21 protein-coding genes are annotated in these 18,416 nt (G+C 72.2%); 6 read left to right on the top strand and 15 right to left on the bottom strand.

Features of this window, described 5'->3' with window-relative positions:
* Positions 1 to 46: 46 nt before the first annotated feature.
* From moaA to AB0F82_RS34155, 3 genes are all read right to left on the bottom strand, one after another.
* The gene (moaA, locus tag AB0F82_RS34165; protein WP_362634715.1) at positions 47 to 1,036 is read right to left on the bottom strand and encodes a GTP 3',8-cyclase MoaA; all 990 of its coding nucleotides are present in this window, start codon (positions 1,034 to 1,036) and stop codon (positions 47 to 49) included.
* Between the two features lie 177 nt (positions 1,037 to 1,213).
* Positions 1,214 to 2,842 (bottom strand): solute symporter family protein, encoded by a 1,629-nt coding sequence (locus AB0F82_RS34160; protein ID WP_362634712.1) that lies wholly within the window; start codon positions 2,840 to 2,842, stop codon positions 1,214 to 1,216.
* Positions 2,839 to 3,204 carry a DUF485 domain-containing protein gene (locus tag AB0F82_RS34155; RefSeq protein WP_356815118.1) on the bottom strand — a complete coding sequence of 122 codons (366 nt, stop codon included), beginning with the start codon at positions 3,202 to 3,204 and terminating at the stop codon, positions 2,839 to 2,841. The genes AB0F82_RS34160 and AB0F82_RS34155 overlap by 4 nt, the downstream gene beginning before the upstream one ends.
* 257 nt (positions 3,205 to 3,461) lie before the next feature.
* Between AB0F82_RS34155 and AB0F82_RS34150 the strand changes: the two genes are divergently transcribed.
* Positions 3,462 to 5,006, top strand: coding sequence for a S8 family serine peptidase (locus AB0F82_RS34150; protein ID WP_362634709.1), 1,545 nt, complete (start codon positions 3,462 to 3,464; stop codon positions 5,004 to 5,006).
* Between the two features lie 72 nt (positions 5,007 to 5,078).
* On the opposite strand, the gene AB0F82_RS34145 is transcribed toward AB0F82_RS34150, so the two are convergent.
* From AB0F82_RS34145 to AB0F82_RS34115, 7 genes are all read right to left on the bottom strand, one after another.
* The gene (locus tag AB0F82_RS34145) at positions 5,079 to 6,122 is read right to left on the bottom strand and encodes a zinc-dependent alcohol dehydrogenase family protein (RefSeq protein WP_362634707.1); all 1,044 of its coding nucleotides are present in this window, start codon (positions 6,120 to 6,122) and stop codon (positions 5,079 to 5,081) included.
* A 56-nt stretch (positions 6,123 to 6,178) separates the two neighbouring features.
* Complete coding sequence (locus AB0F82_RS34140) at positions 6,179 to 6,862, bottom strand: lysoplasmalogenase (RefSeq protein WP_436842239.1); 684 nt, start codon at positions 6,860 to 6,862, stop codon at positions 6,179 to 6,181.
* A complete protein-coding gene (locus tag AB0F82_RS34135) occupies positions 6,859 to 7,836 on the bottom strand; it encodes a sterol desaturase family protein (RefSeq protein WP_362634704.1) in 978 nt (325 codons plus the stop codon). Before AB0F82_RS34135 ends, AB0F82_RS34140 begins: the two co-directional genes overlap by 4 nt.
* Before the next feature lie 202 nt (positions 7,837 to 8,038).
* A complete protein-coding gene (locus AB0F82_RS34130; protein ID WP_362634703.1) occupies positions 8,039 to 9,262 on the bottom strand; it encodes an amidohydrolase family protein in 1,224 nt (407 codons plus the stop codon).
* Positions 9,259 to 10,551 (bottom strand): amidohydrolase family protein, encoded by a 1,293-nt coding sequence (locus AB0F82_RS34125; protein ID WP_356815113.1) that lies wholly within the window; start codon positions 10,549 to 10,551, stop codon positions 9,259 to 9,261. Before AB0F82_RS34125 ends, AB0F82_RS34130 begins: the two co-directional genes overlap by 4 nt.
* Before the next feature lie 12 nt (positions 10,552 to 10,563).
* Positions 10,564 to 11,448: an SDR family NAD(P)-dependent oxidoreductase gene (locus tag AB0F82_RS34120; RefSeq protein WP_356815112.1), complete on the bottom strand. Its 885-nt coding sequence runs from the start codon at positions 11,446 to 11,448 to the stop codon at positions 10,564 to 10,566.
* Complete coding sequence (locus tag AB0F82_RS34115; protein ID WP_362634700.1) at positions 11,448 to 12,245, bottom strand: acetoacetate decarboxylase family protein; 798 nt, start codon at positions 12,243 to 12,245, stop codon at positions 11,448 to 11,450. The genes AB0F82_RS34120 and AB0F82_RS34115 overlap by 1 nt, the downstream gene beginning before the upstream one ends.
* A 138-nt stretch (positions 12,246 to 12,383) precedes the next feature.
* Between AB0F82_RS34115 and AB0F82_RS34110 the strand changes: the two genes are divergently transcribed.
* The 5 genes from AB0F82_RS34110 to AB0F82_RS34090 all read left to right on the top strand — a co-directional run bounded on the left by AB0F82_RS34110 (position 12,384) and on the right by AB0F82_RS34090 (position 16,021).
* Positions 12,384 to 13,019, top strand: coding sequence for a TetR/AcrR family transcriptional regulator (locus tag AB0F82_RS34110; protein ID WP_362634698.1), 636 nt, complete (start codon positions 12,384 to 12,386; stop codon positions 13,017 to 13,019).
* A 48-nt stretch (positions 13,020 to 13,067) separates the two neighbouring features.
* Entirely contained in the window at positions 13,068 to 14,039 is a 972-nt protein-coding gene (locus AB0F82_RS34105) for a DEDDh family exonuclease (RefSeq protein WP_362634695.1), read from the top strand.
* Between the two features lie 99 nt (positions 14,040 to 14,138).
* Positions 14,139 to 14,372, top strand: a complete 234-nt coding sequence (locus tag AB0F82_RS34100) for a hypothetical protein (protein WP_075972011.1) — start codon at positions 14,139 to 14,141, stop codon at positions 14,370 to 14,372.
* Positions 14,373 to 14,463: 91 nt separating this feature from the next.
* The gene (locus AB0F82_RS34095; protein WP_362634692.1) at positions 14,464 to 15,255 is read left to right on the top strand and encodes an SURF1 family cytochrome oxidase biogenesis protein; all 792 of its coding nucleotides are present in this window, start codon (positions 14,464 to 14,466) and stop codon (positions 15,253 to 15,255) included.
* Between the two features lie 10 nt (positions 15,256 to 15,265).
* Positions 15,266 to 16,021, top strand: coding sequence for an SDR family oxidoreductase (locus tag AB0F82_RS34090; RefSeq protein ID WP_356815107.1), 756 nt, complete (start codon positions 15,266 to 15,268; stop codon positions 16,019 to 16,021).
* Between the two features lie 44 nt (positions 16,022 to 16,065).
* Here the strand turns inward: AB0F82_RS34090 and amaP are convergent, their stop codons facing one another.
* The 5 genes from amaP to AB0F82_RS34065 all read right to left on the bottom strand — a co-directional run bounded on the left by amaP (position 16,066) and on the right by AB0F82_RS34065 (position 18,260).
* Positions 16,066 to 16,623: an alkaline shock response membrane anchor protein AmaP gene (gene amaP, locus AB0F82_RS34085; protein ID WP_362634689.1), complete on the bottom strand. Its 558-nt coding sequence runs from the start codon at positions 16,621 to 16,623 to the stop codon at positions 16,066 to 16,068.
* The gene (locus tag AB0F82_RS34080) at positions 16,620 to 17,291 is read right to left on the bottom strand and encodes a DUF6286 domain-containing protein (RefSeq protein WP_436842238.1); all 672 of its coding nucleotides are present in this window, start codon (positions 17,289 to 17,291) and stop codon (positions 16,620 to 16,622) included. Before AB0F82_RS34080 ends, amaP begins: the two co-directional genes overlap by 4 nt.
* Positions 17,192 to 17,524 (bottom strand): hypothetical protein, encoded by a 333-nt coding sequence (locus AB0F82_RS34075; RefSeq protein ID WP_362634756.1) that lies wholly within the window; start codon positions 17,522 to 17,524, stop codon positions 17,192 to 17,194. The genes AB0F82_RS34080 and AB0F82_RS34075 overlap by 100 nt, the downstream gene beginning before the upstream one ends.
* An 86-nt stretch (positions 17,525 to 17,610) precedes the next feature.
* Positions 17,611 to 17,808, bottom strand: coding sequence for a hypothetical protein (locus tag AB0F82_RS34070; RefSeq protein WP_362634684.1), 198 nt, complete (start codon positions 17,806 to 17,808; stop codon positions 17,611 to 17,613).
* Between the two features lie 17 nt (positions 17,809 to 17,825).
* Positions 17,826 to 18,260, bottom strand: coding sequence for an Asp23/Gls24 family envelope stress response protein (locus AB0F82_RS34065; RefSeq protein WP_356815103.1), 435 nt, complete (start codon positions 18,258 to 18,260; stop codon positions 17,826 to 17,828).
* Positions 18,261 to 18,416: the final 156 nt, after the last annotated feature.

The following is an 18,416-nucleotide window of genomic DNA, read 5'->3' as shown; positions in this document are numbered from 1 at the left end:
ATTCGGCGCTGTGGCCGGTCCGCGGGCGCGGACCGGCCGGCGCGGGTCAGCCGCCGATCGCGGACATGGGGCGGTCGGGCTGCAGGAACGAGGGGTCGTCGAGGCCGGAGCCGGCCTTCTTGCCCCACATCGCCACCTTCCACAGGCGGGCGATCTCCTCGTCCGGGGCGCCCGAGCGCAGGGCGGAGCGCAGGTCCGACTCCTCGGTGGCGAACAGGCACGTACGGATCTGGCCGTCGGCCGTCAGCCGGGTACGGTCGCAGGCGCCGCAGAACGGGCGGGTGACGGAGGCGATGACGCCGACGGTGGCGGGACCGCCGTCGACGACCCAGCGCTCGGCCGGGGCGGAACCGCGCTCGTCGGCGCCCTCCTCGGTGAGCGTGAAGCGCGTGCGCAGCGATGCAAGGATGTCGCCGGCGGTGATCATTCCCTCGCGCTTCCAGCCGTGCTGGGCGTCGAGCGGCATCTGCTCGATGAAGCGGAGCTCGTACTCGTTCTCGACGGCCCAGGCCAGCAGGTCGGGGGCCTCGTCGTCGTTGAGTCCCGGCATGAGCACGGCGTTGACCTTGACGGGGGTCAGGCCGGCGTCGCGGGCCGCGGCCATGCCCTCGATGACGTCCTTGTGCCGGTCGCGTCGGGTGAGGGTCTTGAAGACCTCGGGGCGCAGGGTGTCCAGGGAGACGTTCACCCGGTCCAGGCCGGCGGCCTTCAGGGCCTGCGCGGTGCGCTTGAGGCCGATGCCGTTGGTGGTGAGCGACATCATGGGGCGGGGTTCCAGCGCCGCGCACTGCTCGACGATCCCGACCAGGCCGGGGCGGAGCAGCGGTTCGCCGCCGGTGAAGCGGACCTCGGTGATGCCGAGCTGCGTGACCGCGATGCGGATCAGCCGGACGATCTCCTCGTCGGTCAGCAGGTCGGACTTGCCGAGCCATTGCAGGCCCTCTTCAGGCATGCAGTACGTGCAGCGCAGGTTGCACCGGTCGGTGAGCGAGACGCGCAGGTCAGTGGCCACGCGGCCATAGGTGTCGAGAAGCACTGTGGGCCCCCTCCCCTGTCCGGAAGTAGACATACGCGCGACATTGGATCTACTTCACGCGTTCTATTTCGAGACTACGGGACGCGTGTGCCGTTGTGTGATGCCCGAATGAACGAGACGTGACGTGGCCGCGTCGTAGGGACCTACGACGCGGCCACGCTGGGTGTTCGGACGATGTCAGTGCGCCCCTGTTCCGGTGAGGGAGCGCACCTCCAGCTCGGCGAACTTCTCCGGGTCCGCCGTCTCCTTGGTGAGGACGGTACCCAGCCATCCCAGGAGGAAGCCGAGGGGGATCGAGATGATGCCCGGGTTCTCCAGCGGGAACCAGAAGAAGTCGGCGTCCTTGAACATCGAGGTCGGCTTGCCGGACACGACCGGGGAGAACAGCACCAGGCCGACCGCCGAGATGAGTCCGCCGTAGATGGACCAGAGCGCCCCCTGGGTGTTGAAGCGCTTCCAGAAGAGGCTGTAGAGGATCGTCGGCAGGTTGGCGGAGGCGGCGACCGCGAAGGCGAGCGCGACGAGTCCGGCCACGTTCAGGTCGCGAGCCAGCGCGCCCAGGCCGATGGCGACGGCGCCGATGACCACCGTGGACCAGCGTGCGGCGCGCACCTCCTCCTGCTCGGTGGCCTTGCCCCTGCGGATCACGTTCACGTACAGGTCGTGGGCGAAGGACGAGGAGGAGGCGAGGGTGAGGCCCGCCACGACGGCGAGGATGGTGGCGAAGGCGACCGCGGAGATCACGGCGAGCAGGACGGCGCCGCCGGTGGAGTCCGCGCCGCCGCCGACCGCCTGGGCGAGCAGGGGCGCGGCGGTGTTGCCCGCCTTGTTCGAGGCCAGGATGTCCGCGCGCTCCAGCAGGGCCGCGGCCCCGAAGCCCAGGGCGATGGTCATCAGGTAGAAGGCGCCGATGATGCCGATGGCCCAGTTCACGGACTTACGGGCGGCCTGCGCGGTGGGCACCGTGTAGAAGCGGATCAGGATGTGCGGGAGTCCGGCGGTGCCGAGGACCAGGGCGAGGCCGAGGGAGAGGAAGTCCAGCTTCGAGGTGGAGTCCTTGCCGTACTTCAGGCCCGGCTCGAGGAACTTGGCTCCCTGTCCGCTGTTCTCGGCGGCCTTGCCCAGCAGGTCGGAGACGTTGAAGTCGAACTTCACCAGCACCAGGAAGGTGATCAGCAGGGCGCCCGCGATCAGCAGGACCGCCTTGATCATCTGGACCCAGGTGGTGCCCTTCATCCCGCCGATGGTCACGTAGACGATCATCAGCACGCCGACGAGCGCGACGACCGCCACCTTGCCGCCGTCGCTGGTGATGCCCAGGAGCAGCGAGACCAGCACGCCGGCCCCGGCCATCTGGGCGAGCAGGTAGAAGATCGAGACCACGATGGTGGAGGTGCCGGCGGCGGTGCGGACGGGGCGCTGGCGCATCCGGTACGCGAGGACGTCGCCCATCGTGTAGCGGCCGGCGTTGCGCAGCGGCTCGGCGACGAGCAGCAGGGCGACCAGCCAGGCCACGAGGAAGCCGATGGAGTAGAGGAAGCCGTCGTAGCCGAAGAGGGCGATGGCTCCGGCGATGCCGAGGAAGGACGCGGCGGACATGTAGTCGCCGGAGATGGCGAGGCCGTTCTGGAAGCCGGTGAACTGGCGGCCGCCCGCGTAGAAGTCCGCGGCGTCCTTGGTCTGGCGGCCGGCCCAGACCGTGATGATCAGGGTGGCGACGACGAACAGCCCGAAGAGCGTGATGATGAGCGGTCGGTGCTCGGAGGCGCCTGCGGCGAGCGTCGCCACGTGGTGCGTGCCGCTCATTCGGAGGCCTCCATCCGCGCCTTGATGGCCGCCGCCCTGGGGTCGAGCCTGGCGGCGGCGTGGCGCGCGTACAGCCAGGCGATGAGGAAGGTCGTCGCGAACTGGGCGAGACCGAGCACGAGGGCGACGTTGATGTTGCCGAAGACCTTGGTCCCCATGAAGCCGCCCGCGTAGTTGGACAGCAGGACGTAGAGCAGGTACCAGGCGATGAAGGCCACGGTGAGCGGGAAGGCGAAGGAGCGGTAGGAGCGGCGGAGTTCGGCGAACTCGGGGCTCTGCTGGACGCTCACGAACTCTTCGGCCGTGGGGCCCGCCAGGGGCGTTCCCGTGCTGCCCGGAGGCGGCGCTGCTTCGGTGGTCACGGGGGAATCTCCTTGTGACGCAGGTGCGGTGGGGACGACGGACAAAACAACCTCCGTGTGGCGGGTCGATGGCGCTGACCCCCCTCTGTCAACGGCACGGCCGGCGTGTCGGGGCGGTTCAACACCCGTGGATTCTTGAAGAACTGATTTCTCGAACAGATGGCGGAGAGGGGAACGGCGGCACTAGGTTCGCTTGTCATGGACCCGTCCGACGTGACCGCGTGCGGACGGCTTTTTGACGATGATCTGGAGAACCCATGGCTCATCTGGGATCCGTCCGCCGGCGCGCCCTGGCCGTGCCGGTCGGCCTGGCGCTCACCGCCTCGCTCGCCCTGCTGCCCTCGGTGTCGGCCTCCGCCGCCCCGCTGGGCACCACCGCGGACGCGGCGACGGCCGGGAAGGCCGCGACCACCGGCCCCAAGCTGTCGTACGTGGCGAACCTGAACACCTACGCCACGATGAAGGCGGCGAAGAAGGCCGTCGAGCGGGCCGGCGGAACGGTGGTGACGGCCTATGAGCAGATCGGGGTCGTCGTCGCACATTCCCAGAACCCGGACTTCGCCCAGCAGCTGCGCGCCCAGCGTGGGCTGTTCGTGTCGGTGGGCGCCACCCGGACGGCCCCGATGCAGGCGGTGCAGACCACCGACGAGGGCGCGACCCAGCTGCTGGGCGAGGCGGACGCCGCCAAGGCGGCGGCGCGGGCACAGGAGGGTCAGGAGCCGCTCGAACCCAACCAGTGGGACCTGCGGACGATCAAGGCCGACGAGGCTCACAAGATCAACGATGGCAGCCAGGACGTCACGGTGGGCATCATCGACACGGGTGTGGACGACACCCACCCCGATCTCGCCCCGAACTTCTCCAAGGGCCAGTCGGCCAACTGCGTCGGCGGGGTCGCCGACACCACCGACGGCGCCTGGCGCCCGTACCCCGACGGCAGCGACCACGGCACGCACGTCGCCGGCACCATCGGCGCCCCGCGCAACGGCGTCGGCATCAGCGGTGTGGCGCCCGGCGTGAAGATCGCCGCGATCAAGGTGAGCGAGCCCGGGACCAGCCTCTTCTACACCGAGGCGGTCGTCTGCGGCTTCATGTTCGCCGCCGAGAAGGGGATCGAGGTGACCAACAACAGCTACTACGTCGACCCGTGGCTCTTCAACTGCAAGACCGACGACGACCAGAAGGCGCTGGTGGAGGCCATCGGCCGGGCCACCAAGTACGCCGAGCGCAAGGGCACCCTGCACGTGGCGTCCGCCGGCAACTCCAACCAGGACCTGGCGGCCGACTCCCTGGAGGACACCACCAGCCCGAACGACACCACCCCGGTGACGCGCACCATCGACCCTAAGGTCTGCCTGGACCTGCCGACGCAGCTGCCGGGCGTGGTCACCGTCTCCGCGACCGGCGACAAGGGCCTGCGCTCGTACTACTCCAGCTACGGCCTCGGGGTCGTGGACGTCGCGGCCCCCGGCGGCGACAAGTGGCAGGTCCCGGCCACGCCGGACGCCAACGGGCGCGTGCTGTCGACCGTCCCGGGCGGGGGCTACGGATACAAGCAGGGCACCTCGATGGCCGCCCCGCACGTCGCGGGCGTCGCGGCGCTGCTCAAGAGTGCCCATCCCTCGGCCACGCCGTCCCAGCTCCAGGCGATGCTGAAGGCGCAGTCCACCAAGGCGGCCTGCCCGGCCCAGATCTACGACGCCACGGGCACGCTGATAAACGCCACCACCTGCCAGGCCAAGTGGGGCCAGACCGGCTACTACGGCTACGGCGTCGTGGACGCCCTCAAGGCCGTGAAGTAGTACGCAACCCCGTACGGACGGGCCGGGCGGGGTGCTCCCCGCCCGGCCCGTCCGTCACTCCGGCGGCCCTGGTCAGGGCTTGATCAGCACCTTGAGCGCGCTGCGGTCGTCCATCGCGCGGTAGCCGTCAGGCACCTCGTCCAGGGACACGGCGCGGTCGAAGACGGGCGCCGGGTCGATCACGCCGCCGAGCACGTCCTGCAGCAGCTCCGGGATGTAGGCGCGGACCGGGGCCACCCCGCCGCGCAGGGTGATGTTGCGGTCGAACATGACGCCGAGGTCGAGGCCGGTGCCGCTGCCGTGCGGGACGCCGACGTAGCCGATGGCGCCGCCGTCACGGGTGATGTTCACGGCCGTGCGCATGGACATCTCGGTACCGACCGCTTCGATGACGCAGTGCGCGCCGCGGCCGCCGGTGAGCTCGCGCACGGCCGCCTCGGCGGCCTCGCCGCGCTCGGCGACGACGTCGGTGGCCCCGAAGAGCTTGGCGATGTCGGTACGGACGGTGTGGCGGCCCAGCGCGATGATCCGCTCGGCGCCGAGGCGCTTGGCGGCGAGGACCCCGCACAGGCCGACCGCGCCGTCACCGACCACGGCGACCGTGGAGCCCTCGCGCACGCCCGCGCCCAGCGCGGCGTGGTGCCCGGTGCCCATGACGTCGGAGAGGGCGAGCAGACCTGTCAGCAGGTGGTCGTCGGAGACGGCCTCGGCCGGCAGCTTCACCAGCGTTCCGTCGGCGTGCGGGACGCGCACGGCCTCGCCCTGGCCGCCGTCGTGGCCGACCGAGCCCCAGAAGCCGCCGTGGTCGCAGGAGGTGTACAGGCCCTCGGTGCAGTACTCGCAGGTGCCGTCCGACCACATGAAGGGCGCGACGACGAGGTCGCCGGCGCGCAGTCCGGACACCGCGGAGCCGGTCTCCTCGACGACGCCCAGGAACTCGTGGCCGATGCGCTGGCCGGGCCGGCGCGCGGCTTCGCCGCGGTAGGCCCACAGGTCGCTGCCGCAGATGCAGGCACGCAGGACGCGGACGACGGCGTCCTCGGGGCGCTGGATCACAGCGTCGGGCACCTCCTCCACGCGTATGTCGTGCGGGGCGTGGATGACGGTGGCGCGCATGGTGGTGCAGTCCTCCGGTTCGAGATCGTTCAGTCTTGTACGACTGTGGAACCGTCCTACCGTACGCCCGCTTCCCGGGAGGTCGCGCCAGTGGCCAGCAGGTACTGGGCGGCCAGATAGGTGGCCATGATCCAGAAGTCCGGGCGGGGCAGCTGCGGCCATTCGGCGACACCGGTGGCGATGAGGGTGTCGGACAGCAGGAACAGCGCGCCGCCGATGCCGGCCCGCAGGCCGAGGGCGCTGGAGCGGAAGGCCATGGCGGTGAGCAGCAGGCTGTAGCCGGCCACGGGGATCCGCAGGTCCGCGGGCAGATCCGCCCACAGCAGGGCGACGGTCCCCAGGAGGGCCAGGGCGTAGGCGCCCCCGAGCAGGGGGTTCGCGGGGCGCTTGCCGAAGAGCACGAGGTAGCAGACGTGTCCGAGGGCGAAGGAGCCCATGCCGACCAGGAACGCGGCCTCGGCGTCGAAGAGCAGGGCCAGGTCCCCGCCCCAGCCGAACAGCAGGGCGGCGACCAGCAGGCGGGGCGCGCCGCGCGTGATCACGTAGGCGACGAGCAGCGGCATCAGCAGTGGCTTGGCGATGACGTGCCCGAGGTGCCAGCCGGCCAGCAGCGATCCGAGGTCGACGGCGGTGGCGGCGGCGAAGCCGTAGAGGGCGAGGCGGCCGAGGCGCGCCCGGTCGGCCGCCGCCCGCGGGGCGGCCCAGGAGGGTGCGGGGCGACCGGGGGACTCGGTGCTCACGCGTTGGTCTCCTGTACGGCCGGGTCGGAGGCGGGAGCGGGGGCGGGCGGGGTAACGGCCTGGGCGCGCGCGGGCTCCGGGGCGGGCGGGGTGACGGCCTCGGCGCGCGCGGGCTCCGGGGCGGCGGCGGTGGCGGCCTCGGCCGGGGCGGGCTGCCAGCCGGGGCCGCGGAAGACCCGGCCGGCCCGCTCGCTCCAGCTTCGGGCGGCGCGGACGTCCCGGGCGATGGCGGCGTACTCGTGGGTGGCGACGCGCAGCGGGTTGTAGGTGCCGATGTTCTTGGTGAGCCCGTAGACGGGCCTGTCGGTCTCCCCCACCCAGGAGCCGAACATCCGGTCCCAGACGATCAGGATGCCGCCGTAGTTGCGGTCCAGGTAGCCGCCCTGGGACGCGTGGTGCACGCGGTGGTGGGAGGGGGTGTTGAAGACGTACTCGTAGGCCCGGGGCAGCTTCCCGATGCGCTCGGTGTGGACCCAGAACTGGTACAGCAGGTTGATGCCGTAGCAGAAGGGGATCACGGCCGGGTGCACCCCGACGGCCACCATCGGCAGGTAGAACCAGTAGGTGGTGGCACTGGTCCAGGGCTGGCGCAGGGCGGTGGTGAGGTTGAACTTCCGGCTGCTGTGGTGGACCACGTGGCAGGCCCACAGGATGCGGATGACGTGGTGGCCGCGGTGCTGCCAGTAGTAGAGGAAGTCCTGGGCGAGCAGCATCAGCGGGATGGTCCACCACAGCAACGGCACCCGCAGCGGGGTGAGTTCGTAGACGGCGGTGAAGACCGCGACCACCGGGATCTTCCAGAGGAGGTCGAAGCCGATGCTGCCGAGCCCCATGCTGATGCTGGTGACGGCGTCCTTGGTGTCGTAGCCCTCCGCGTCCTCGTCGGGATGGAGGCGGTAGCTCACCAGCTCGATGACGGTGAGCAGCACGAAGGCGGGTATGGACCACAGCACGACATCGGGCAGGTTCGGCATGTCCGCACCATAGAGGCGCCTTCGGGGGTGCCGCTAGAGGTTGTTACCGATCGGTATCCATCGCGGTTACCGACGGTTCGGGGAGGGCGGGGAGTGACGGGATTCGAGACGGTTCTGTTCCGGGTGGCGGGCACGGCACCGAACTGTTCCCGCCGGAGCGGCTCCGCTCCATGACCTGAGCCGCCCCGGCGGGGGCCGTCCGTCACCAGACCCGGACCGAGCCGCCCTTGGCGAAGGCCGGACTGGTGGCACCGGGTGGGATCTGCGTCAGGGGTTCGGCGACCTCCGAGACCCGGGGGCCGTGTTTCGCGGCCAGCGCGTCGAGCAGCGGCAGGTCGAAGCCGTAGACGCGGGCCGCGTTGCCGCCGACCATCGCCGCGACCTCGTCCCGCGGGAGGCCCGCGTAGGCGATGCGCAGGCCTTCGCGGGAGTACGGGGTGGTGCCCTCGTCGTGGGGGTAGTCGCTGCCCCACATGATCTTGTCGAGGCCGATCCGGTCCCGCAGCGGCACTTCGTGGGGGCGCATGAAGCTCGCTCCCACGAAGCAGTTGTCGCGCCAGACCTCGCTCGGGCCCTTGCCCATCGCCTCGGCGAGGCCCGCCCCGAACTTGGACTCGGCCGTGGCCGACGCCGCGACCAGGCGGCCGTGGTAGTAGTCCAGCATCTCCAGCACGCCCGGGATCCAGCCTGAGCCCTGTTCCGTCAGGACCAGCCTGAGGCCCGGGTGGCGCCGGAACGCCCCGCCGAACACCAGGTGCCACAGGGCGCGGTGCGAGAACCAGGTGGTCTCCACCATGAATACGGCCCGGGCCGCCGGCTCGTCGCCGAGCGGCGGCGACGCCGAGCCGCCGTGGTGGTTGACCGGGACGCCGAGCTCGGCGCACACCGCCCAGACGGGGTCGTAGGCGGCCGAGTACAGCTCGGGGACCGTCGAGCCGGGCGGTACGCCGGGCAGGAGGATGCCGCCCGTCAGGCCGGCCTCCCGGACGCGGCGGATCTCCTCCACCGCCGCGTCCACGTCGTTCAGCAGGATCTGCGCGACGCCCGCCCGCCGGCCCGGGGCGTCCGCGCAGAAGTCCGCCAGCCAGCGGTTGTGGGCCTGGAGGCCCGCCCAGCGCATCGTGTACTCCTCGGCCGTCGGCGGCTGCGCCATCAGGGAGGCCTCGGGGAAGAACGGCGGGATGGTGTTGGGGAAGACGACCTCGGCGACGATGCCGTCCGCCTCCAGTTCCGCCAGGCGCCGCGCCGAGTTCCAGTTGCGGTCCGCGGTGTCCGCGAGGAGGTCCTCGTACGGGTTCACGTACGTGGCGGCCCAGGCGTCGAACTCGTCGTGGTACCGCTTCTCCAGGTACGGCTTGTAGTCCAGGAGGTCGGCGCCCGCGTGGCAGTCCGCCGAGATCACCGTGTAGCGGTCGTCACCGGTCACCGCGCCACCCCCAGGACGGGGAAGTCGTGGTCCGTCAGCCAGTGGCGGCCCACCTCGCGCGAGCGCGCCCAGGAGGCCGCCACCGCCGCCTGGTCGGGGGACTGGCCCAGCTCGGCCGGGGTGGGGCCGATCCGGCGGGCGACCGGGGCCAGCTTCTCCGTGTCGAAGCCGAAGACCTCAGCCGCGGCGAGCCCGAGCATCCGCCGGGTCTCGTCGACCGGGATGTCGTGGAAGGTCTTCCGCAGCCAGTTGCGGGTGTCGGGCCAGGTGCCCTCGGGGTGCGGGAAGTCCGAGCCCCACAGGATGTTGTCCACGCCGATCTCGTAGCGCTGGGCCAGTTCGCGCCGCTTGGTGTTCGTCGCGCAGACGAAGACCTGCCGGTCCAGGTACTCGCTCGGCGGCCGCTTCAGCTCCTCGAAGGGCGAGAGCTTCTTGCCGCCGTGCGCGCCGAGGTAGAGCCGGTCCATGAACCACAGCTGGTTCGCCAGCCACCAGCAGCCCGACTCGGCGACCCCGAACCGCAGGCCCGGGTGCCGCTCGAACACCCCCGACCAGAGCAGGAACCACAGCGGGCGGGCCGGCCACCAGGTGACCTCGGAGACGAAGATGCCCAGGTGGTCGCCGTACTCGTGGCGCGGTGAGGACCCGGAGTGGGTGACGACCGGCATCCGCGTCTCGGCCGCCGCCGCCCAGACGGGGTCGTAGCGGCGGTCGTGGTAGGGCGCCTTGTCCACCCACATGGCGGGGATCATCAGCGCGCCCAGCCCGGACTCCTTGGCCCGGTGGATCTCGGCGACGACCTTGTCCGGCTCGCCCGTGATGGGCAGCAGGGCGACGCCGCAGTGGCGCTCGGGGTTCTGCGAGACGAACTCGGCCAGCCAGCGGTTGTGCGCCTGCGCGCCCGCCATGCCGAGCTCGGGGTCCTGGTCGCCGGAGAGCCCGAGCCCCACCCCGAAGGGGGCCGCGGTCTGGCTGTCGACGGCGTCCGCGTCGGGGAAGACGACCTCGGCGGCGACGCCGTCGCCGTCGAGCTCCTTCAGCCGCTGCGCCGTGTCCCATCCTCCCCGCAGGCCCTCCTCGTGATCGTGGAACCACTTCTCGGCGAAGGCCTCGTTGCGGACGCCCAGGCGGGTGGCCTCCGCGCGGCGGGCGTCGCGCTGACCGAGGAACTCGTCGAACTGCGGGTGGAAGCGGGAGTCGAGGTAGGGGCGGTACAGCTCGGTGGGCAGGCCCGCGTGGCAGTCGGAGGAGATGATCAGGTACGGGTCTTCGTACGGTGTGTCACTCATGGCGGACGCTCCTCAGTCGAGGATGAAGCTCTCCAGGTAGGCGGGGTTGGCGCGGTCGAGCATCGACTGCGACCGGGCACGGATCTGCCGGTCGCTGTGCTCGCTCGGGGGCAGCATCCAGAAGCGGTCGGCGCGGATGCCGTCGACGACGTGCTCGGCGACCTCCTCGACCGGGGTGAAGTCCACCTCGTGGCCGGCCTGCCTCATGGCGGCCTCGTACTGGTCGAGGCTGCGGTACGGGGTCCTGCGCGGGCGCTGCTTCGCGTACCGCTCGGGCCGGTTGCGGTGGGACTCCCACAGTCCGGTGCGCAGCATGTGCGGGCCGGGGAAGAGCACGGAGGCTCCGACTGCGGCTCCCTCCGCCTTGAGGTGGGCGTAGAGGGACTCGGTCATGGTGACCACGGCGGCCTTGGTGACGGCGTACACGGAGGCTGTGGGCAGCGGGGCGATGCCGCCGTCGCCGGAGGAGGTGTTGACGACGTGGCCGGGGGCCCCGCCGGCGATCATGCGGGGGACGAAGGCCTGGATGCCGTGGAAGACGCCCCACACGTTGACGGAGAAGGCCCACTTCCAGTCGTTGGGCTCGTGCTCCCACATCCGTCCCTCGGCGCCGGAGCCGACGCCCGCGTTGTTGCAGAGCACGTGGACGGCGCCGAAGGCGTCGTACGCGGCGTCGGCGAGGGCGAGCACGCAGTCGCGGTCGCTGACGTCGACGGTCCGCGCGAGGACCCGGGCCCCGTCCGCGGCGAGTTCGTCGGCGGCCTTGCGCAGGGCGGCCTCCTCGACGTCGGCGAGGACCACGCTCAGTCCCTCGGCGGCGAAGCGGCGGGCCATGGCGAGGCCGATGCCGCTTGCCGCTCCGGTGACGACGGCCACCTGTCCGGGTTCCAGCCGCATCACAGGCTCCCTTCGGGGGGTCCGTCGAGGATCTGCATCGGGTCGTCGTAGCGCTGGTGGACGTACGGGAGGAGGGCCCGGGCGCTGACCCGTTCGACGACGCGGCCCTTCTGGTCGGTGGTCTTCTCGCCGATGGTGATCTCCACGATCCGGCGTACGGGAAGGTCGGCGACCGGGTCGAACATCGACTCGCGCAGGACGACGTCGCCGGTGATGTGCTCCAGCTTGCGGACCTTCTCGTTGCGGACGCAGTGCACCAGGACCGGTTCCGCGTCGAAGTCCGAACCGTCCACGGCGGGCAGGAACTTGAAGTAGAAGTCGGTCTTGCGGGTGGGCTCGGGCAGCGGGAGCGGGCGGTCCACGGCGCCGCGCACCTCGACGAAGGCGATGCCGTGGCGGGCGAGGAGGGCCCGGACGACGAGGCCGTCGCGCTCGACGGTGACCTCGCCCAGCTTCTTCGGTTCGCCGAAGACCTCGCGGCCGCCGATCAGGGCGCGTTCGTGGGTCATCGGCATGACCAGCGGGTACCAGCCCTGCACGCCGTCGTGTTGGGCGGCGACGGCCACCGAGCCGGCGCCGAGCGGGTAGCCGGGCAGGTCGACCTTGCTGATGTTCGCCCGTACGAGGGGCCGGTCGGCCGGCTTCAGCGGCGGCGGGAGGACCGCGGCGACCACGTCCGGATCGGTCTCCCAGAGGGCCACCACGCCGGTGGACCAGATGTCGGGGAGCTTGGAACTCTTCTCGCGCGACGCGGCGATCTCGGCCTCGGTCCGCGCTCCGTACCGTACGCGTGCCATGTCTCGCACCATCTCTCGTCTAGGGCGGAGTCGGTTCTGTAACACAGTTACACCGCTGCCGATGAAGGGTAAAGACCCTCGCAGGCAAGGAAACTGACGTATCAACAGATGGCATCGACAGATCGGCGGACCGCTGACATGGCCAGATCCTCGCTGACCCGCGACGAGGTACTGGACGCCGCCGCGTCCCTGGTCAAGCAGCGCGGCCCGGGCGCCCTCACCATGCGGGGGCTCGCCGCCGAGCTGGGGACCGCGGTGACGTCCATCTACTGGCACGTCGGCAACCGCGAATCGCTGCTCGACGCCCTCGTGGAGCGGACCGTGCAGGAGATGGGTGCGATCCGCCCCGCCGGCCGCACCCCGGCCGAACGGATCCTGTCGGTCGCCCGGATCCTGCGCCGCGAGCTGCGCGAACGCCCGCACCTGATCGCGATGGTCCACGAACGCGGTCTCACGGAGCGGATGTTCCTGCCGGCGCAGCAGACGCTCGTCCACGAGGTGCACGCCGCCGGCCTGCGCGGCGCCCGGGCGGCCGACGCGGTGCGCGCGGTGCAGTTCCAGATCGTCGGCTTCCTGCTCGTCGAGCGCAACCGCGAGCGCTCCCCCGCCCAGTGCCCGGCCGAGAGCGAGCTCTGGGACCCGGCCGCGGCCCCCGACGACCCGGGGCTCGCCCGCGCGCTGGCCCGGCCGGCCGACCCGGAGCGGCTCTTCCTGCTGTCCGTACGCGCGCTGGTGGCGGCCCTCCTCGCGCCAGCGCCGCCGGCCCCGGGCTGACCGAGGGTGGGGCGGCGGTGTCAGTCCGTGCCGATATCCTCTGTGACCATGCTCGACGACCGTACGACCGCAGAGACGACGTGGCCGACCGCGTACCCACAGGGGTACGCGGTCGTCGACGTGGAGACCACCGGGCTCGCTCGCGACGACCGGATAGTCTCCGCCGCCGTCTACCGGCTCGACGCACAGGGCAACGTGGAGGACCACTGGTACACGCTGGTCAACCCGCAGCGGGACCCGGGACCGGTGTGGATCCACGGTCTGACGAGTGACGTGCTCGCCGGCGCGCCGCTCTTCAAGGACATCGCCGAGGAGTTCGCCGGCCGGCTCGCGGAGCGCGTGCTGGTCGCGCACAACGCCATATTCGACTGGCAGATGATCGCCCGGGAGTACGCGCGCGCCGAGACGACCGCGCCGGTCCGTCAGCGGCTGTGCACCATCGCCCTGTCGAAGGAGCTGAACCTCCCGCTGCCCAACCACAAGCTGGAGTCGCTCGCCGCGCACTTCGGTGTGGTCCAGCAGCGCGCCCACCACGCCCTCGACGACGCCCGTGTGCTCGCGGAGGCCTTCCGTCCGTCGCTCCACGCGGCGGCGCAGGGCGGCGTACGGCTGCCCCTGCTGGAATGCCGGCCGCTGACGGAGTGGTCGGACTCAGCCGCCACCCCGCGCGTGGGGCACCAGGCTTCGTACCGGGGCGGCAGCTGGCGGCCCTCGCGCAAGCGGCCGCCGTGCCCGCACCCCAATCCGGGGCGGTTCGAGGACGGCAAGCCGCTGAAGCAGGGGATGCGGATCGCGTTCTCCGGCGACACCTCGGTGGAGCGGGAGCTGCTGGAGGACCGGGCGGTCGAGGCGGGCCTGCACGTCGCGACGAGTGTGTCGCGGCTCACCAGCCTGCTGGTGACGAACGACCCCGACTCGGCGACCTCCAAGACGGTCAGGGCGAAGTCCTTCGGCACCCCCGTCGTCGACGAGGCGGCCTTCACGCAGCTGCTGCGGGACGTGGCCCCGGCCGGGGACTGAGCGGACCGGCCACCGCTTGTTGGGCCGGCCGGGTGTCCGCGCGGCGACTCACCAGGGTGGATCTTGTTCCGCCGCTCCGCCGTGCGCAGCATGCGGCGCATGGCACGTTGTGAGGTCTGCGGAAACGACTACGGCATGTCCTTCGAGGTGCACGCGCAGGGCGCGGTGCACGTCTTCGACTGCTTCTCGTGCGCCATCCACCGCATGGCGCCCATCTGCGAGCACTGCCGGGTCCAGATCATCGGACAGGGCGTCGAGGTCGAGGGCCAGTGGTTCTGCGGCGGGCACTGCGCCCGCGCGGAAGGGAAGGTGGGCATCGTCGACCACGTCTGACCGCCGCTCCTTCTCCTTCCCGCTCCTTCCCGCGACCCCGGAGGGCCACCCGGCCGCCGGGGTCCTCGTCGGCCGGGGTACCGTCGTGGGCGTGTACCGCTTTGTACTGACCCGGCAGTGGGTGTGCCTCACCCTCGTCGCCCTCGTCCTCATCCCCGTGATGATCAAGCTGGGGTTCTGGCAGTACCACCGCCATGTGCACCGGGTCGCGCAGAACCAGCTGATCGAGGCGAACCTGCGGGCGAAGCCCGTCCCCATGACCGAGGTCACCTCCCCCGGCCACCAGGTCCCCCGCGCCGACTTCTGGCGCGCGGTCACCGCGACCGGCACGTACGACTCCGCACACGAGGTGGTCGTACGGATGCGCACCTCGAACGGCGACAAGGTCGGCTTCCACGTCGTGACCCCGCTCGTCCTCGGCGACGGCCGGGTGGTGTTGGTCGACCGCGGCTGGGTGCCGGGCGGCGACTACCCGCGCGCCTACCCGCCGGTGCCGGCCGCGCCCTCGGGCGAGGTCACCGTCACCGGGCGGCTGAAGGCCGACGAGACGAGCGGCGGCAGCGGCATCAAGGACCGCAAGGGCCTGCCCGACCGTCAGGTGATGCTGATCAACAGCGGCCGGCAGGCGGAGTACCTGGGCCGGCCGGTACTCGGCGGCTACCTGGAGCTGACCGATCCGGATCCGGGCGACGCCGGCCCCGAGACCGTCGCCGACCCCGACCACGACTCGATCGGCGCGCACATGGCCTACGCGGTCCAGTGGTGGCTGTTCGCCTCCGCGGTGCCGGTGGGCTGGCTGGTCCTCGTCCGGCGCGAGAAGCGCGACCGCGAGGAGGCGGCGGCCCGGGCCGAAGCCGCCGAACAGGAGCCCGCGACGGCGTAGCGTGTCGGGCATGGATCTTGGACTGAAAGACCGTGTCTACATCGTCACCGGGGCCAGCCGAGGCCTCGGCTTCGCCTCCGCCCGGGAACTGGTCGCCGACGGCGCGAAGGTCCTCGTGACGGGCCGCGACGAGAAGCGGACGGCCGACGCGGCCGCCGCACTCGGCCCGAACGCCGTGGGGGCGGCGGCGGACAACGCGGACCCGGCGGCGGCCGGCCGGCTCATCGCCACCGCACACGAGCGCTTCGGCCGCCTCGACGGCATCCTCATCAGCGTCGGCGGCCCCGTTCCGGGCTTCGCCGTCGACAGCACCGACGAGCAGTGGTCGGCCGCCTTCGAGTCGGTCTTCCTCGGCGCGGTGCGCCTCGCCCGGGCGGCCGCCGCGGTGCTGGGCGAGGGCGGGGTCATCGGCTTCGTCCTGTCGGGCTCGGTCCACGAGCCGATCCCCGGCCTGACCATCTCCAACGGCCTGCGCCCGGGCCTGGCCGGCTTCGCGAAGTCCCTCTCGGTGGAGCTCGGTCCGCGCGGGATCCGCGTCGTCGGCCTGCTTCCGGCCCGTATCGACACCGACCGGGTACGGGAGCTGGACGCGCTGTCCGGCGACGCCGGGGCGGCCCGCGCGGGCAACGAGTCCCGCATCCCGCTGCGCCGGTACGGCTCCCCGGAGGAGTTCGGCCGCACGGCGGCGTTCCTGCTCTCGCCGGCCGCCTCGTACCTGACGGGCGTGATGCTCCCGGTCGACGGCGGCTCCCGGCACGGCTTCTGACCCCGCGTCGCGGCGCGCGCCCGCCCGGCGCCGCCCGGCGGCCGTCAGCTGACGCGGCGGGCGCGGTGGGACGCGACCTTGAAACGGGCCTCCGCCGGCAGGTCCGGGAGGCCCGCGGAGGTCCGGGCGTGGGTCAGGACCGGCCCCGCCAGGCCGGCCAGCGTGCCGGCCGGGACGGCATGGGGCTCCAGCTCCAGCGCCACCCGCAGGGCGGGAGAGCCCCGCCGGCCGCGCAGTACGACCCGACAGCCGGCGACCCCGTCCAGGGCGCCGGCCTCGGCGGCGACGGCGTCCGCCAGGGCGCGGCCGCGCAGCACCGCGAAGCCTCCGTCCCCGGTGTCCACGGCGACCGTCCGCAGCCGCGCGCTCTTGAGCTGGGACAGCAGCCACCACAGGGCCAACAGCACGCACACGACGAGCGCGGCGATCAGCGCCCACCACCACCAGCCTTCGGCGTGCGGGTACCGGCGCCGGTCGGCGGCGCTCAGCAGGGGCGCGGCGCGGCCGCCCAGCGGCCGCACGGCCGTCAGCAGTACGACCCCGGCCGCCAGCAGCACCGCGCCGGCCACCGCCAGCAGGATCCGGTTGACGGTCCCGATCAATCCGCTCGCCTCCTGACCCGCAGGCGGGGCCGCGGCGGGTGCGCGAGGCCCAGTTCCTCGATGCCGACCGCGATCACCGCGTCCAGGTCGGCCCGTACCTCGTCCAGTTCGCGGAAGTGCGACGTGGCCCGCACCCGGACGCGGGAGCGGCCCATCCGGACCCGGGCGGACCGTACGCCGGGCACTTCCACGGCCCGGTCGCGCAGCACCTGGGCGGCGTCCTTGCGGTGGATCCCGGCCCGCAGCCGGGGGCGGGCTTCCTGGGCACCGCCCAAGCCGCCGTCCTGGTCGGGGCTCCTCATCATCAGGATCCTGCGGATCCCGGGGGTGAGGGCCAGCAGCAGGAGCACCGCCCCGGCCAGGGCCAGGGCCCAGCCGACCAGTTGCACGCCCGGGTCGGCCGGGGTGTGGACCGCCAGCCGGTGGGCGAGTTCGCGGCGCCAGGCCATGGCGGGGCGGCCGGCCCGTACGGCGGCCAGGTCGTAGAGGAACAGGCCGGCCACGCCGAGTACGAGCAGGGCGACGAGGGCCGCGGGGATGCGGCGGTCGGAGCGGAAGCGGTGTGCCGTCACCGCAGCCGCCGGTCCCGGCCGGCACCGGTCCGGGCGAGGGTGGAGTGCAGGTGCTCGATGTCGACGTCCACCTCGGGTACGGCCATGTTCGCGCACTCCTCGACGCGGCGGACCACGCTGCTGCGTACGGCGGCGCACTGGGCGGCGAGGTCGGAGGGGTAGTCGAGCTCCAGGCTCACCCGGACCCGTGCGATGTCGTGGTGCACGGTGACGGTGGCGTGCGGGGGCGCGCCGGAGCTTCGGGCGAGCGCCTCCCGGGCGGCCTGCACGGCGATCTTGGCGACGACCCGGTCGGCGATCCGGGTGGCCCCCCGGTCGCCGGCGGCCACCGCGGCCGGAGTGGCCCGTACGCCCGTGTGCGGCGCGGCGGGGCCCGGTGGGGTGGGGCCGGACGGGGTGGCCTGCGGGAGGGTGCTCACCGCGGCTCACCCCGCCGCCGGTCGTCGCGGCGGCGGAACAGGGTTCCGGGATCCAGATCTCCGTCGAGGAAGCGACCGGCGACGAAGCCGACGGCTCCGAGGGCGGCGACCAGCAGGAAGGCACCGAAACCGCCGAAATAGCCGGCGAACCCCAGGGCCATGCCGGCCAACATGCCGGCGACCGCCATGCTCATGTGCCAGTTCCCTTTCGCTACTGGAGTCGGGACTCCGGCTCCTCGTCGGGCTCGTCGCGCTCGTCGGGCAGCTTGACGTCGCTCACGGCGATGTTGACCTCGACGACCTCCAGGCCGGTCATGCGCTCGACGGCGGAGACGACGTTCTCGCGTACCGCCCGTGCGACGTCACGGATCGACACGCCGTAGTCGACGACGATCTCCAGGTCGAGGGCGGTCTGGACCTCGCCGACCTCGGCCTTGACCCCGCGGCTGACCGCGGCTTTCCCGCCGCCGGGGACCCGGTCCCGGACGGCGCCGAACGTACGGGACAGGCCGCTGCCCAGGGCGTGCACGCCGACCACTTCACGGGCGGCGAGGCCGGCGATCTTCTCGACCACCCCGTCCGCGACGGTCGTGCGCCCCCGGTCGCCGGGTGCCTTCTGGGAGCCCCCTGATGCGGTGTCGGTCATCGCGTGTCCCTTCACGTATACGGACTCACTGCGCACCACGTTAGGCGCGCGGAGGCGAGAAGGCGCCCCGGGGCTACGCCGCTCGGCGTGGTCCCGCTCGGGCTGGGGCACCGTCCGGGCCTCGGCGGCCGGGGCGGCCTCGTGGAGGAGGCGGGC

The sequence above is a fragment of the Streptomyces virginiae genome, from assembly GCF_040638905.1.
Lineage (GTDB): Bacteria > Actinomycetota > Actinomycetes > Streptomycetales > Streptomycetaceae > Streptomyces > Streptomyces virginiae_B.
This window is presented reverse-complemented; position numbering and strand designations above follow the sequence as displayed.